The organism is Nonomuraea corallina, from assembly GCF_027620315.1.
Classification (GTDB): Bacteria; Actinomycetota; Actinomycetes; order Streptosporangiales; family Streptosporangiaceae; genus Nonomuraea; species Nonomuraea corallina.
Map to the genome: position 1 here is coordinate 1 of NZ_JAPNNL010000203.1, position 12,652 is coordinate 12,652.

Genomic DNA, 12,652 nt, shown 5'->3' on the forward strand with positions numbered 1-12,652 from the left:
CGGCCGTCCAGCACGGCCGCCCCGCCCGCGCCGCCCTCGATCTCGGCGGCCGGCCGGGGCACGGGCAGCCCGCCCTGCACCTCGGGGCAGAACGCGACCAGCCGCCCCTCCCGCCGCCAGGCCGCCAGCCGCTGGTCGGAACTGGTCTTGGCCCCGCCGTCGTAGCGGACCCGCCGGCCCATCAGACACGCGCTGACCAGGATCCTCTCCATGCCTTCGATCCTATGAGCGGATCCTATGGTCGCGGGTGCGGGACGGAATCGGGGCCGACCAGGGCGGGCGATAACCTGTGCAGCGATGAACACCACCGTTGCCACGGTCGTCATCGTCGGCGCGCTCCTGCTGGCGCTGGCGAGCCTGATCACCGCCATCCGCGACCGCCCGATGGGCGTGATCCTGCTGTCCGGGTTCGTCCTGCTCGAAGTGGCGGTGCTGGTCCAGGCCGGGTTCATCATCGCCGCGATGGCCGGCGGCGAGGGGCCCGCGGACGAGACGGCCACGATCTACGGCTATCTGGCCGGTGAGGCGCTCATCCCGCCCGCCGGGGTGTTCCTCGCGCTCGCCGAGCGCAGCCGCTGGGGCCCGGCCATCCTCGTGGTGGCGGGCTTCGCGATCGCGGTGATGACCGGGCGGCTGCTGCAGGTCTGGCAGGGCGCCGCGTGACGGACACCGCCGGGCTCGGCTCAGGACCCGGCCGGGCACTGGTCGCCCTCTACGGGGTGTTCGCGCTGGCCGCCGGCGCCCGCGCCGCCGTGCAGATCGCCACCAGGTTCGCCGAGGCGCCGCTGGCCTACGCGCTGTCGGCGTTCGCCGCGCTGGTCTACGCCCTGCTCACGGTCGCGCTCGTGCGCGGCGCCCGCCGGCTCGCGCTGGTCTCGCTCTTCATCGAACTGGCCGGGGTGCTCGTCATCGGCACCGCGAGCCTGCTCTGGCCGGCCGCCTTCCCCGACGAAACCGTATGGTCCGGATACGGCAAGGGTTACCTGTTCATCCCGCTGGTGCTGCCCCTCGTGGGCCTCTATTGGCTGTGGCGCCGACGTTAACGGCGCTATCTCGCGGGCAGCACGGTGTTCCATGAGTACGATCGAGCACGCTGTAGAGGTCAACGCTCCGATCAGGGCCGCGTACAACCAGTGGACCCAGTTCGAGAGCTTCCCCGAGTTCATGGAAGGCGTCGAGTCCGTCAAGCAGATCACTGACACGCGCACCCACTGGATCACCGAGATCGCCGGGGTCAAGCGGGAGTTCGACGCCGAGGTCACCGAGCAGCACCCCGACGAGCGCATCGCCTGGCGGTCGGTCGAACGGCCGCACCAGGCGGGCGTCGTCACCTTCCATCGGCTCACCCCGGAGACCACGAGGGTGACCCTCCAGATGGAGTACGAGCCCGAGGGCTTCGCCGAGAAGGTCGGCGACTGGCTCAACATCGTCGAGACGCGCGTCAAGGGCGACATGGAGCGCTTCAAGAAGTTCATCGAGTCGCGCGGCGGCGAGACCGGCGCGTGGCGCGGCGACGTCCCCGGCCCTCACCAGCACGGCTCCGGGCTCGGCGGCGACGACCACCCGGCGCCCCCCGGCCCGGTCGGCGGCGACCGCACGATGCCCCCTGGCACGGTCGGCGGCGACCGCACGATGCCCCCTGGCACGGTCGGCGGCGACCGCACGATGCCTCCCGGCACGGTCGGCGGCGACACCGGCATCCCCGGCGACGCCGGCACGCTCCCTCCCCCCGGTCCCGTCCCGCCCCGGGACGAGCCCCCGCAGGGCCCCCGACCGGTGCTGTAGCCCCGGCGTCTTCGCAAAACCCCCGAACCCTCGGGGGTTTTTGCGTTGTCTGGGGTGGTTACGCCAGACAACTGTGTGTTTGGTGAGATTCGCTGGGATGTGTGGAATAGATGTCGCTCATGGTGCTGTTAAGCGAATGATTCATCCTATGACTTGATGAGTGGAGGATTCGCGCGGCATGAGCGTGCTCACCCCGGAGGAACGGACCAGAACCAGCCCTCTCGCCTGGCTCCTCGTGCTGGGGATCGTCCTGGCCGCGCTGAACCTCCGCACCGCCGTCAGCAGCGTCGGCCCGCTGCTGGACCAGCTGTCCGCCTCGCTCGGCATGTCGAGCGTCGGCACCGGTCTGCTCACCACGCTTCCCGTGCTGGCCTTCGCCACCGTCGGCGCGATCACTCCCACGCTGGCCCGGCGCGTCGGCGAACACCGGCTGCTCCTGCTCTCCCTGATGACGCTGGGCGGGGGGATGCTGGTGCGGGTCCTGGTGGACACCGCGCCGGTGTTCCTGCTGAGCAGCGCCGTCGCGCTGTCGGGCGGCGCGGTCGGCAACGTGCTCATCCCCACGCTGATCAAGCGGCACTTCCCGGCCCGCACCGGGACCATGACCACCGTCTACACCACCTCGCTGGCCGTCGGCACCATGCTCGCCGCCGCGGCCACCGTGCCGATCGAGCAGGCGTCGGGGGACTGGCACGTGGCGCTCGGGGTGTGGGCGGCGCTGGCCGCCGTCTCCGCGCTTCCGTGGCTCGCGCTCCTGCGCAGCGAGCCGGAGCGGGACCACGGCCGGGCGGGCTCCGGCCTGCGCCGGATGGCGCGCAGCAGGCTGGCCTGGGCGATCGCCGTCTACTTCGGCACCCAGTCGATGATCGCGTACATCATGTTCGGCTGGCTGGCCGCCATCCTCACCGACGGCGGATACTCGACGGGCCAGGCCGGCGTGATCCTCGGCGCCTTCACCGCGCTGAACATCCCCGTCTCCCTGCTCGTCCCCGCCGTCGCCGCCCGCTTCCGCGACCAGCGGCCGGTGGTGGCCGGTCTGGTGGCCGCCTACACGGTGGGGTTCCTCGGGCTGTGGCTGGCCCCCGCGTCCACCGCGCCCGGGTGGGTGGTGCTGGTGGCGATCGGCATGGGGTCGTTCCCGCTGGCGCTCACCATGCTCGCCGTGCGCACCCGCACGGCGGAGACGACCGCCGCCCTGTCGGCCTTCGGGCAGAGCGCCGGATACCTCATCGCGGGCGCCGGGCCGCTGCTCGTCGGCGTGCTGCGCGAGGTGAGCGGCGGCTGGACGCTCCCGTACCTGCTGATCTTCGCCGTGCTGGCCGTGCAGCTGTTCACGGGCCTGTACGCGGGCCGCGACCGCTATGTGGAGGACGAGCGACGCGTGTCTCTGCCAGGATGACGTCCGTGAACTCGACAGTTGTCACCTTCCCTTACGGTCATGTCAGTGGCCGTTCCGAGATCGTCGGGGCCGTGCCGGTGGGGGAGCGGCACGGCCTCGTCGTCGCCGAGACCCCGTTCCACCCCCTGGACCACACCTGGCCCGACCAGCCCGCCGACCGCGGCGTCATCGGCGGCCTGCCGGTGCTCGACTGCGTGACCGGCGCCCGCGAGCCCGGCGGCGAGGTGCTCCTGGGCGCGGACATCCCCGTACGGCGCGGCGCCGACGGCTGGGACTGGCTCGTAGGCGTGGGTGTCGGCCGACGTCCCCGTCCGGGTCGACGTGCCGGGGCCGGGGCTCACCGCCCGCCGCACCTGGCGCTGCGCCCTGCCCGAGGGCGAGGCGTCGATCCCGTGCGGCGGCACCCACGTGCGGCGTACGGGGGAGCTGGGCGGGATCACGGTCACCCTGGAGGCCGGGGAGCAGTCGCTGACCATGCGCACCACCGTCACCCCCGGGCGGCGGTTCGGGTGAGGCGCGTGGTGACACGGGTGGGCGGAAAGTCGGATACACTTGGCGACGCATCCGCAAGGGGCTATGGCGCAGTTGGTAGCGCGCTTCCATGGCATGGAAGAGGTCTGGGGTTCGAATCCCCATAGCTCCACTCGTTTTTCGTCACCCTGACCCCTGTCGTCACCGGCAGGGGTCTTGGTATGAAAGGAGCCTTCCGTTCCCCGAGGGAGGCTGTCGCCGTGGATCTCATCCCTGTGGAGTTCGAGGCGTTCGACAAGCGCATCGCGAGCGTCGGCGGTGACAGGTACGTCGAACGCCTGTACCGGGGGACCCGCTGGGCGGAGGGGCCGGTCTACTTCCCGGCGGGCCGCTTCCTGGTGTGGAGCGACATCCCCAACGACCGGCTGCTGCGCTGGGACGAGCAGACGGGCGCGGTGGCGCCGTTCCGCCAGCCGTCCGGCTACGTCAACGGCAACACCCTCGACCGCGAGGGCCGGCTCATCTCCTGCGAGCACGGCGCCCGCCGGGTGACCAGGACCGAGCACGACGGCTCGGTCACCACCCTGTCGGACAGCTGGCAGGGCAGGCGGCTCAACAGCCCCAACGACGTGATCGTCCGCTCCGACGGGTCGATCTGGTTCACCGACCCGCCGTACGGCATCCTGGGCCACTACGAGGGGCACCAGGCCGAGCAGGAGATCGACGGCTGCCACGTCTACCGGATCGACCCGGTCACCGGCGAGACCGCGATGGTCGCCGGCGACTTCACCCGGCCCAACGGCCTGGCCTTCTCCCTGGACGAGAGCAAGCTCTTCATCGCCGACACGCAGGAACGCCACCTGCGGGTCTTCGACGTCCGCGACGACGGCACCCTGGCGGGCGGCCGGGTGTTCGCCGAGCACGAGGGCGACGGCGGCTTCGACGGCCTGCGCCTGGACTCCGACGGCCGCGTGTGGGCGGCCGTCGGGTCCTCGGTGCACTGCTACGACCCCGACGGGACCCTCCTCGGCAGGCTCAACCTGCCGGAGAGCGTCTCCAACCTGGTCTTCGGCGGGCCCAAACGGAACCGGGTGTTCATCACCGCGACCACGTCGCTGTACTCGGTGCTGCTGAGCATCCGCGGCGCCCGCCCCGTCTGGGCCTCCTGACCCGTCACTGGAAGGCCCAGGCGAACAGGTGCAGCTCGCCGTCCTCCGCCGGGGCGAACGTCAGGCTCGCCACCTTCTTGGCCGGGTTCAGGGTGATCGGCTGGGCCGCGAACACGTGGGCGCCGATGGGCTGGAAGGCCCACGAACCCCAGTAGAGCCGCATCGGCGTGGAGGCGACCACCTCGTTGCCGAAAGCGGGAGGCTCGCCGCCGAAGTCCAGGATCCACTCGCTGAGCCCCAGCGTGCCGGTGCTGGTCGAACCGTCCGTGTAGGTGACCGTCACCTTGGACTCCGGCCAGCCGTTGACGCCCGAGCCGAGGAACGCCAGCTTGCTCGCCCCGGCGGGCGCGGCCACCTCGATCGGGGCGGTGCCCGGCCGCAGGTTGTCCCACTCGCCCGGCCTGCGGTCCGGCCAGGTGAAGGAGAAGCCCTTCCAGTTCACGGTGCCGCCCGGCTCGATCCCGGCGTCGGCCAGGGCCTGCGCCGAGTAGCTGAACCCCGGCCCGTCGATGTTGGCCTCGTCCGGTTCCGCGGCGTCGCCGATGCCGGCGTTGTTGTGGTGCCACGCCGGCGTGCCGCGCGCGGCCACGTTCAGCCGCACGCCTCCGGTGGCCCGGCCCGCCTTGATCGGCACGGTGTGGAAGCCGAGGGGCACGCCCGCGGCCACGGTGATCGTGACCTTGCGGGTCACGGCGCCCTTGGCCGGTACGGACACGGTCCCGCTCGACGGCGTCACCGTGATCCCGGCCGGCGGGTCGGCCCGCCACGCGACCGTGGCCGCCGCGCCCGTGGAGCGCACGGTGAGGTCGGCCCGGTAGGTGCCGCCGGGCTCCACCGGCCCGGTGCCCGGGTTCAGCCCCAGCAGGTACGGCTCGGCCCCCTCGCCGAACGACGGCGGCGCGTCCGCGGGGTTCGCGCCGAACGCCCGGTTCGGCGATGACCCGACCGTGAAGTCCAGCCGTCCGCCCCGCGTCGCGAACGACTCGGGCAGCCACGCCCGCGAGGTCGCGGCGCCGTTCACCCGCAGCGTTCTGATGTAGCCGCCACCGGCGCCCGGCGCGTTGACGACGATGTCGCCACCCGGCCGCCTGATCGTGATCTTGTCGAACAGCGGGGTGTTGACCAGCAGCTCCGCGCGGCCGGGGATCGCCGGGAACAGCCCCATCGCCGACCACACGTACCAGGCGCCCATCGTGCCGAGGTCGTCGTTGCCGACGAGCCCGTCGGGGCCGGGGCCGAACAGCTCCTTCTGCGTCCGGCGTACCACTTCCTGCGTCTTGTACGGCTGCCCCGCCCACGCGTACAGCCACGGCGACTGCAGCGCCACCTCGTTGCCGAGATAGGCGTACGGCCGGTGCGGGCCGGCGTTCAGCTCGGTGAAGTAGCCGTCGAGCCGGGTGACGGCCGCGTCCGCGCCGCCCATGGCGGTGAACAGGCCCTGCGGGTTGTGCGGCACCAGCCAGTGGTACTGCGCCCCGTTGCCCTCCATGTAGACGTCCGCCGCGCCCGGGTCGAACGGCGCGGTGAACGAGCCGTCGCTCAGCCGGGGCTGGACCCAGTTGCGGGCCGGGTTGAACAGGTGCTGCCACGCCTGCGCCCGCTTCATGAACTCGGCCCGCGTGCCCTGGTCGCCCAGCCGCGAGGCGAGCTGCGCGATGCCGAAGTCCGCGATGCCGTACTCCAGGGTCGAGGCCGGGTCCGAAGGCTTGTACCCCTTGGCCATGTAGGCGGCGTTGCCCGGCCGCTCGTCGTAGTCCAGCAGCGGGTGGCCGATGTCCATGGGGCCCACGCGCCGGGCGGCGGCGGTCATCGCCTTCAGCGCCCCGGCGGCGTCGAAGTCACGCGCGCCGAACGCGTACATCGTGGACAGGATCACGTGATACGGGTCGCCCACCATGACCCCGGTGACCGCGTTCTGGTGCGACCAGCGGTCCCACACGTTGCCGAGGTCCTGCGCGTTGCGGTACATCGACTGCGCGATGTCGCTCGCCACGTCCGGCGCGAGCAGGGCCAGCAGCTGCACCTCGCTGCGGTAGACGTCCCAGCCGGAGAAGGTCGCGTAGTGGTGGCGTCCCGGGGGCACCTTGCGCGGCTCGTAGTCGAAGCCGACGTAGGTGCCGTCCACGTCGTCGAAGACGTACGGCTGGAGCAGCGCGTGGTAGAGGTTGCTGTAGAAGGTGCGCCGCTGGGCCTCGCTCCCGCCGGTGACGCTCACCTGGCCGAGGCGCTCGTTCCAGACAGCGTCGGCCTCGCTCGCCACCTGCTCCAGGTTCTTGGCGCCGATCTCCGTCCGCAGGTTGTTCCTGGCGCCCTCGACGCTCACGTACGACAGGCCGACGCGCATCTGCACCGGCGTCGCGGGGTCGAACTCCAGGTACGCCCCCGAACCCGGGCCGTTCACCACCACATCGTCGGAGGTGACGACGTGGCCCGTCACCTTGCTCTTCGAGGCGTTGGCGACGGTCCGCGCGCCGGGCAGCACCTGGTCGTCCTTCCAGGTGCCGAAGCCGGTGACGGGCCGGTCGAAGGTGGCGTGGAAGTAGACCTTGTACCGTGTCGGCGGCCCGCAGAACCCGCCGGTCAGCACCCATCCCTCGACGGTGTCGCCGGTGATGCGGGTCTCGCCGTCGTCGACGCCGTTGATCGAGCCGCTGGTGTTCAGCAGCAGGGTGGCCGGCTTGCCGGCGGGGAAGGTGAAGCGGCCGACGCCCGCGCGCGTGCTGACCGACAGCTCGGTCTTGACGCCGGTGTCGAGGGTGACGCCGTAGTAGCCGGGCGAGGCGGTCTCGTTGGCGTGCTGGAAGCCCTGGACGTAGTCCATCCCGTGGGTCGCGGGGGAGCGGCCGATCCGGCCGGAGAAGGGCATCACGGGGAAGTCCTGGGCGCCGGTGCAGCCCGGCCCGGAGATGTGGGTCAGGGAGAAGCCGCGTAGCCGGTCGTCCTCCCAGCGGTAACCGCCGCCCGCGTCCTCCACCGTGTCGGGGCTCCACTGCATCATCCCGAAGGGCAGGACGGCGCCGGGGAACGTCATGCCCCCGCCTCCGCCGTGGCCGAAGTCGGCCGCCGCCTCCTTCGTGCCGTGGAAGACGTTGACCAGGGAGGCCGGGTCATGCGGCGCGGCGGCCGCGGGGTCTTCGGTAGGGGTGGTCCCGGCCGGGAGCATCGTCGCGGCCAGCAGCGTGGTGACTAACGGTAACGACCATAACGACATGGCGCGCACCTTTCGAGGGTGAGGTCGTGCTAACGAAACTGCGCGCCTCCTCCCAGGTCAACGAGCGAAAACGGCGCGCACAAGTTGCCATCCGCCACGTGTGAAATAGGGGTTGGCGGTCACCGCCGGCGGCGGCACATTCGAGGTGCCGCGGGCCGGGATCCGCGGCGTACCGCCGAGCGCAGGGGATCAGGGATGACCGTCTTGCCCACGATGACGGACGAGCCGAGGGCGAGCCGCGCGCTGCCCGCCGACGATCCGCGTGATCCGTCGGCCAGGCTGGCGAAGCTGCTGGACCCGGGCACGCCCGCCGTGCTCCACCCCGACGACGACAGCGGCGTCACCGCGGTGCGGGGGCGGGTGGACGGCAGGCCCGTCATCGCCTTCTGCACGGACGCCAGGAGGATGGGCGGCGCGCTCGGCGCGGCCGGGGCGCGGCACATCGTGACCGCCACCGACACCGCCGTGGCCGAGGGCTGCCCGGTGATCGGGCTGTGGCACTCCGGCGGCGCCAGGCTCGCCGACGGCGTCGAGTCGATGGACGGCGTGGGCCGCATGTTCGCCGCGATGACCAGGGCCTCGGGCGTGGTCGCGCAGATCTCGGTCGTGCTGGGCCCGGCCGCCGGCGCCGCCGCGTACGGCCCGGCCCTGACGGACGTGGTCGTCATGGCGGACTCCGGGCGGGTCTTCGTCACCGGCCCCGACATCGTGCGCAGCGTCACCGGCGAGAAGATCGACATGGCCGCGCTCGGCGGTCCCGAGGCGCACGGCCCGAGGTCCGGGGTGGCGCACGTGCCGGCCGCGGACGAGGACGACGCCTGTTTCCGCGCCCGGCGCCTCGCCGGGCTGCTGGGCGGCGGGCGGGGCCGGTTCGACACGGCCGCGCTGCGCGAGCCGAGAGATCTGCGCGCGCTGCTGCCCGAGTCGCCGCGCCGGGCGTACGACGTGCGGCCGCTCGTGCACGCCCTCGTGGACGGCGGCCCGGACGGCGGCCCGGACTTCGAGGAACTGCAGCCCCGCTGGGCGGCCAACGTGCTGGTCGGGCTCGGCAGGCTCGGCGGCCGGCCGGTCGGGGTGCTGGCGAACAACCCCATACGCAAGGGCGGCTGCCTGGACTCGCTGTCGGCGGAGAAGAGCGCGCGCTTCGTCCGCATGTGCGACTCCCTGGGAGTGCCGCTGATCGTGCTGGTCGACGTCCCGGGCTTCCTGCCGGGCGTGGGCCAGGAGTGGGGCGGCGTCGTACGGCGCGGGGCCAAGCTCCTGCACGCCTTCGCCGAGTCCGTGGTGCCGCGCGTCACGCTGATCACCCGCAAGGCCTACGGCGGGGCCTACATCGCGATGAACTCCCGCTCGCTCGGCGCCACCGCGACCTTCGCCTGGCCGGACGCCGAGGTGGCCGTCATGGGCGCGGAGAGCGCCGTCGGCGTGCTGCACCGCAAGGCCCTGGCCGCGGCCCCCGACGACGAGCGCGAGGCCCTGCGCGCCCGGCTGGCCGAGGAGCAGCGCAGGACCGCGGGCGGCGTGGTGCGGGCGATGGCCCTCGGCGTGGTGGACGAGGTGATCGCCCCCGAGACCACGCGGCTGCGGCTGGCCCAGGTGCTGGACCGGGCCGCGCCGGCCCGCGGGCGCCACTCCAACATCCCGCTGTGAACGCCCGCCGCGACCGCACCCGCGCGCCCCGGTGACGCCCTACGCCCTGCCGGAAAGCCCGGCAGGCAGGTCACGCCGCCGGGAGACGTCGAGCTTGCGGTAGATCCGCGTCAGGTGCTGTTCCACCGTGCTCACGGTGATGAAGAGCTTGCCGGAGATCTCCCGGTTGGAGTACCCCTCCGCCGCCAGCGCGGCCACCCGGTGCTCGGCCTCGCTGAGCGTCGCCGCGGCCTCCGGCGTCCCGTTCCGCGTCCCGTCCGCGCTCCGCCCGTGGCCGACGCGGCCGTGGTGCCGGGCGGAGGAGGTGACGGCGGCCGCGCCCCGTGACGGCGAGCGGAGCAGCGAGTCCGCGTGACACTCCCGCGCCAGCGCGCCGGCCCGGCCACCCAGCATCCCGGCCCTGCGGTGCTCGCCGATCGCGTGGTACGCCTCGGTCAGGTCGACCAGCGCCCTGGCGTGCTCGTACCGGTCGCCGCCCGCCTGCAGCAGGTCGGCGGCGCGGCGCAGGAGCATCACGCGGTGCCGCACCTCGCCCGCGGCGGCGAGCAGGCGCAGCGCCATCCCGTGCACGCGCTTGGAGCGCTTGCCGCACCCGGCGAGCTGGGCCTCGATCAGCCCGCGCGCCTCCTCGGCCTCGCCGAGCCGGATCAGCGCCTCGGCCGCGTCGAGCCGCCACGGGACGAACTCGGGCACGTCCAGCCCCCACGCTTCGGTGAGCTCGCCGCACATCCGCAGGTCGCGCAGCGCCCGCCGGGGCTGGCCCGACATGAGCGCGAAGCGGCCCTTGCCGTAGAGGTACTGGGCGGCGAACCGGGTCTCCAGCATCGCCTCCGGCACCGGGAGGGCGGCCTGCGTCAGATAGTCCGGGTGACGGCCCATCGCGGCCCCGGCGATCAGCAGGATGCCCAGCGGCGCGCCGATCGCCACCCCCCAGCTCTCCGGCGAGATGAGCTCCAGGGCCCGCTGGGCGTCGCGGGCCGCCGCCGCCAGGTCCCCCCGGCGCAGCGCGATCTCCGCGCGGATCGCCGACAGCCTGGCCTGGCGGCTGGGCGCGTGCCGGTCGGCGGCCTCCGCGACGAAGGCGTCGCACCACGACACCGCCCGGTCGGCCCGGTCGCTGTAGATCAGGGTCAGCAGCGCGCACTCCACCGTGTCCATGGACATCTCGTCCAGCCGGGAGCCGCGCAGGATGCGCTCGGCCGCGGTCACCAGCTCCTCCTGCGGGCCCTCGCGCAGCGTCGAGGCCAGCGCGTCGGCGGACTCCAGCCGGCGGTCTCCGCCGAGGGAACGGGCGACGGCGCTCGCCTGCTCGGGCATGGGCTCCGGCAGGTGCGGCAGGAAGGCGGGCCAGCTGCTGCGCAACCAGGCGCGGGCCGCCTCCAGCTCCACCACCGCCTCCCGGTCCAGCTCCTCCCGGTCGCCCAGGCGGCTCAGCACGTCCCTGGCCTCGGCGGCGTGGCCGTGCCACAACAGCGCCCTGGCGAGCACGATGGCGTCGCCGCCGCCCAGATGGCCGTGGCGCAGCGCCTCGGTCAGCTCGGTCAGCTCGGCCAGATGCCCGATCGGGGTGCCGGGATCGATCCGCCACTTGGCCCGGACCAGCGTGGTGGCGATGCGCGCCCTGCGCCGCTCGTCGTGGCACTCCTGCCAGGCCAGCGTGAGGTACTCGATCGCCGGCTCCACGCCGTCGTCGCGCAGCGCCTGCTTGGCGGCCTCCTCCAGCACCGACAGCGCCCACGGGTCGCCCGCGTGACCGGTGCGCAGGAGATGGCCGGCCACGACGGCGGCGGGCGCGCTCTCCAGGTATGTCAGCTCGGCGGCCTGGCGGTGCAGCGCGGCCAGTTCGCCGCCGTCCAGCCCGGCCAGCACGGCGGACGCGGCGACCTGGTGCCGGAAGCGGCCGCCGGCGAGCAGGCCGGCCCCGGTCATCGCCCGCACGGCCCTGGCCGCGGCGGCCTCACCCTGGCCGAGCAGCCGGCCGGCGGCGCCGGGCTCGCCCATCACGGCCAGCGCGCGCGCCATCGGGAGCAGGCCGGGATCGGCGCGCTGGAGACAGGCCAGCACCGCTTCCGCGTACCGCTCGCCGGGTTCACCGGTGGCTCCGAGGTCCTCCAGCGCCGCGTCCACCAGCAACCGGTTGCCGCCGCTCAGCTCGTGACAGCGGGTGGCGAAGAAGCCGGCGGCCTGCCCGCCCGCCCGCTCCCGGACCCGCGCGGCCACGCCCTCGGCCGACAGGTGCGCCAGTCTGACCTGCCGGCAGTGCGGCTGCCGCTGCACCTCCGTGCGCAGCACGTCCTGAGGGTGTGCGCCGTGGTCCGGGGCGCTGAGGACCAGCAGGATCCGGGCGTACTTCACCCGTCGCGCCAGGTAGGACAGGCAGAGCTGGGAGGCGTGGTCGGCGTGGTGGACGTCGTCCACGGCGATGACGAGCGGGCGGCGCTCCGACAGCTCCCGCAGCACCGCGCAGAGCGCGTCCACGAGCCGGGCGTTCACCGGTTCGAAGGACTGCGCGCCCGGCGCGGGCGGGCGGGCGCCCTCGCGCAGCAGCTCCAGTGTGGCGGCGCGGTGTTCGGCGGTGGGGGCGTTCTGGGCGAGCTGGGAGAGCACGCCGAACGGCAGGTCGCGCTCCGCGCGGGAGCCCGTCGCGGAGAGTGGGAGCGCGCCCTGGTCCAGCGCCCGGTCGGCGAAGTCGTGCAGCAGCTCGCTCTTGCCGGTGGCGACCGCGCCCGTGACCATCGCGATCCGGCCCCTGCCCGCCGTCGCCTCCCGCAGCAGATCCATCAGCAGGACCGCGTCCTGCCGCGCGTCGTCCGGAGCCATGATCCTCCTCTCGCTCGTCCCGGCGGGGGCCGGGACTCAGTAGGGCAGCTTGCGGCCGGATGGCGTCCGCAGGTCGGGCGCGTCCCGGGCGGTGGGTCGTGGACGCGGGCGTCTGGTCCTGATCTGTGACACGGCCTGCTCCTCCGC

At 73.4% G+C, this 12,652-nt stretch carries 10 protein-coding genes and 1 tRNA gene; 8 read left to right on the forward strand and 3 right to left on the reverse strand.

Annotation, left to right across the window (positions count from 1 at the left end; translation table 11 throughout):
• On the reverse strand, positions 1 to 212 hold a 212-nt coding region (locus OUY22_RS32110), incomplete at its 3' end, for a DUF523 domain-containing protein (RefSeq protein ID WP_270159011.1).
• Between the two features lie 85 nt (positions 213 to 297).
• Between OUY22_RS32110 and OUY22_RS32115 the strand changes: the two genes are divergently transcribed.
• From OUY22_RS32115 to OUY22_RS32145, 7 genes are all read left to right on the forward strand, one after another.
• On the forward strand, positions 298 to 663 hold the full coding sequence (locus OUY22_RS32115; protein ID WP_270159012.1) for a hypothetical protein: 366 nt from the start codon (positions 298 to 300) through the stop codon (positions 661 to 663).
• Entirely contained in the window at positions 660 to 1,043 is a 384-nt protein-coding gene (locus OUY22_RS32120; RefSeq protein ID WP_270159013.1) for a hypothetical protein, read from the forward strand. The genes OUY22_RS32115 and OUY22_RS32120 overlap by 4 nt, the downstream gene beginning before the upstream one ends.
• A 31-nt stretch (positions 1,044 to 1,074) precedes the next feature.
• Positions 1,075 to 1,785, forward strand: a complete 711-nt coding sequence (locus OUY22_RS32125) for an SRPBCC family protein (RefSeq protein ID WP_270159014.1) — start codon at positions 1,075 to 1,077, stop codon at positions 1,783 to 1,785.
• A gap of 160 nt (positions 1,786 to 1,945) precedes the next feature.
• Positions 1,946 to 3,184 (forward strand): CynX/NimT family MFS transporter, encoded by a 1,239-nt coding sequence (locus OUY22_RS32130; protein ID WP_333486827.1) that lies wholly within the window; start codon positions 1,946 to 1,948, stop codon positions 3,182 to 3,184.
• Between the two features lie 291 nt (positions 3,185 to 3,475).
• Positions 3,476 to 3,697: an alanyl-tRNA editing protein gene (locus OUY22_RS32135; RefSeq protein ID WP_270159015.1), complete on the forward strand. Its 222-nt coding sequence runs from the start codon at positions 3,476 to 3,478 to the stop codon at positions 3,695 to 3,697.
• A gap of 57 nt (positions 3,698 to 3,754) precedes the next feature.
• Positions 3,755 to 3,827 (forward strand) — tRNA-Ala (locus OUY22_RS32140).
• A gap of 88 nt (positions 3,828 to 3,915) precedes the next feature.
• Positions 3,916 to 4,824 carry an SMP-30/gluconolactonase/LRE family protein gene (locus OUY22_RS32145; RefSeq protein WP_270159016.1) on the forward strand — a complete coding sequence of 303 codons (909 nt, stop codon included), beginning with the start codon at positions 3,916 to 3,918 and terminating at the stop codon, positions 4,822 to 4,824.
• A 4-nt stretch (positions 4,825 to 4,828) separates the two neighbouring features.
• Here the strand turns inward: OUY22_RS32145 and OUY22_RS32150 are convergent, their stop codons facing one another.
• Positions 4,829 to 8,035: a GH92 family glycosyl hydrolase gene (locus OUY22_RS32150; protein ID WP_270159018.1), complete on the reverse strand. Its 3,207-nt coding sequence runs from the start codon at positions 8,033 to 8,035 to the stop codon at positions 4,829 to 4,831.
• A 195-nt stretch (positions 8,036 to 8,230) separates the two neighbouring features.
• Between OUY22_RS32150 and OUY22_RS32155 the strand changes: the two genes are divergently transcribed.
• On the forward strand, positions 8,231 to 9,685 hold the full coding sequence (locus OUY22_RS32155) for an acyl-CoA carboxylase subunit beta (protein ID WP_270159020.1): 1,455 nt from the start codon (positions 8,231 to 8,233) through the stop codon (positions 9,683 to 9,685).
• A 39-nt stretch (positions 9,686 to 9,724) separates the two neighbouring features.
• Here OUY22_RS32155 and OUY22_RS32160 read toward each other — a convergent pair whose 3' ends face one another.
• A complete protein-coding gene (locus tag OUY22_RS32160) occupies positions 9,725 to 12,505 on the reverse strand; it encodes a helix-turn-helix transcriptional regulator (protein WP_270159021.1) in 2,781 nt (926 codons plus the stop codon).
• Between the last annotated feature and the right edge of the window lie 147 nt (positions 12,506 to 12,652).

Excerpts from the sequence above, each read along its gene's own strand:
- OUY22_RS32115 (WP_270159012.1), top strand. The coding sequence starts at position 298 with ATGAACACCACCGTTGCCACGGTCGTCATCGTCGGCGCGCTCCTGCTG.
- OUY22_RS32125 (WP_270159014.1), top strand. The coding sequence starts at position 1,075 with ATGAGTACGATCGAGCACGCTGTAGAGGTCAACGCTCCGATCAGGGCC.
- OUY22_RS32150 (WP_270159018.1), bottom strand. The coding sequence starts at position 8,035 with ATGTCGTTATGGTCGTTACCGTTAGTCACCACGCTGCTGGCCGCGACG.
- OUY22_RS32155 (WP_270159020.1), top strand. The coding sequence starts at position 8,231 with ATGACCGTCTTGCCCACGATGACGGACGAGCCGAGGGCGAGCCGCGCG.
- OUY22_RS32160 (WP_270159021.1), bottom strand. The coding sequence starts at position 12,505 with ATGGCTCCGGACGACGCGCGGCAGGACGCGGTCCTGCTGATGGATCTG.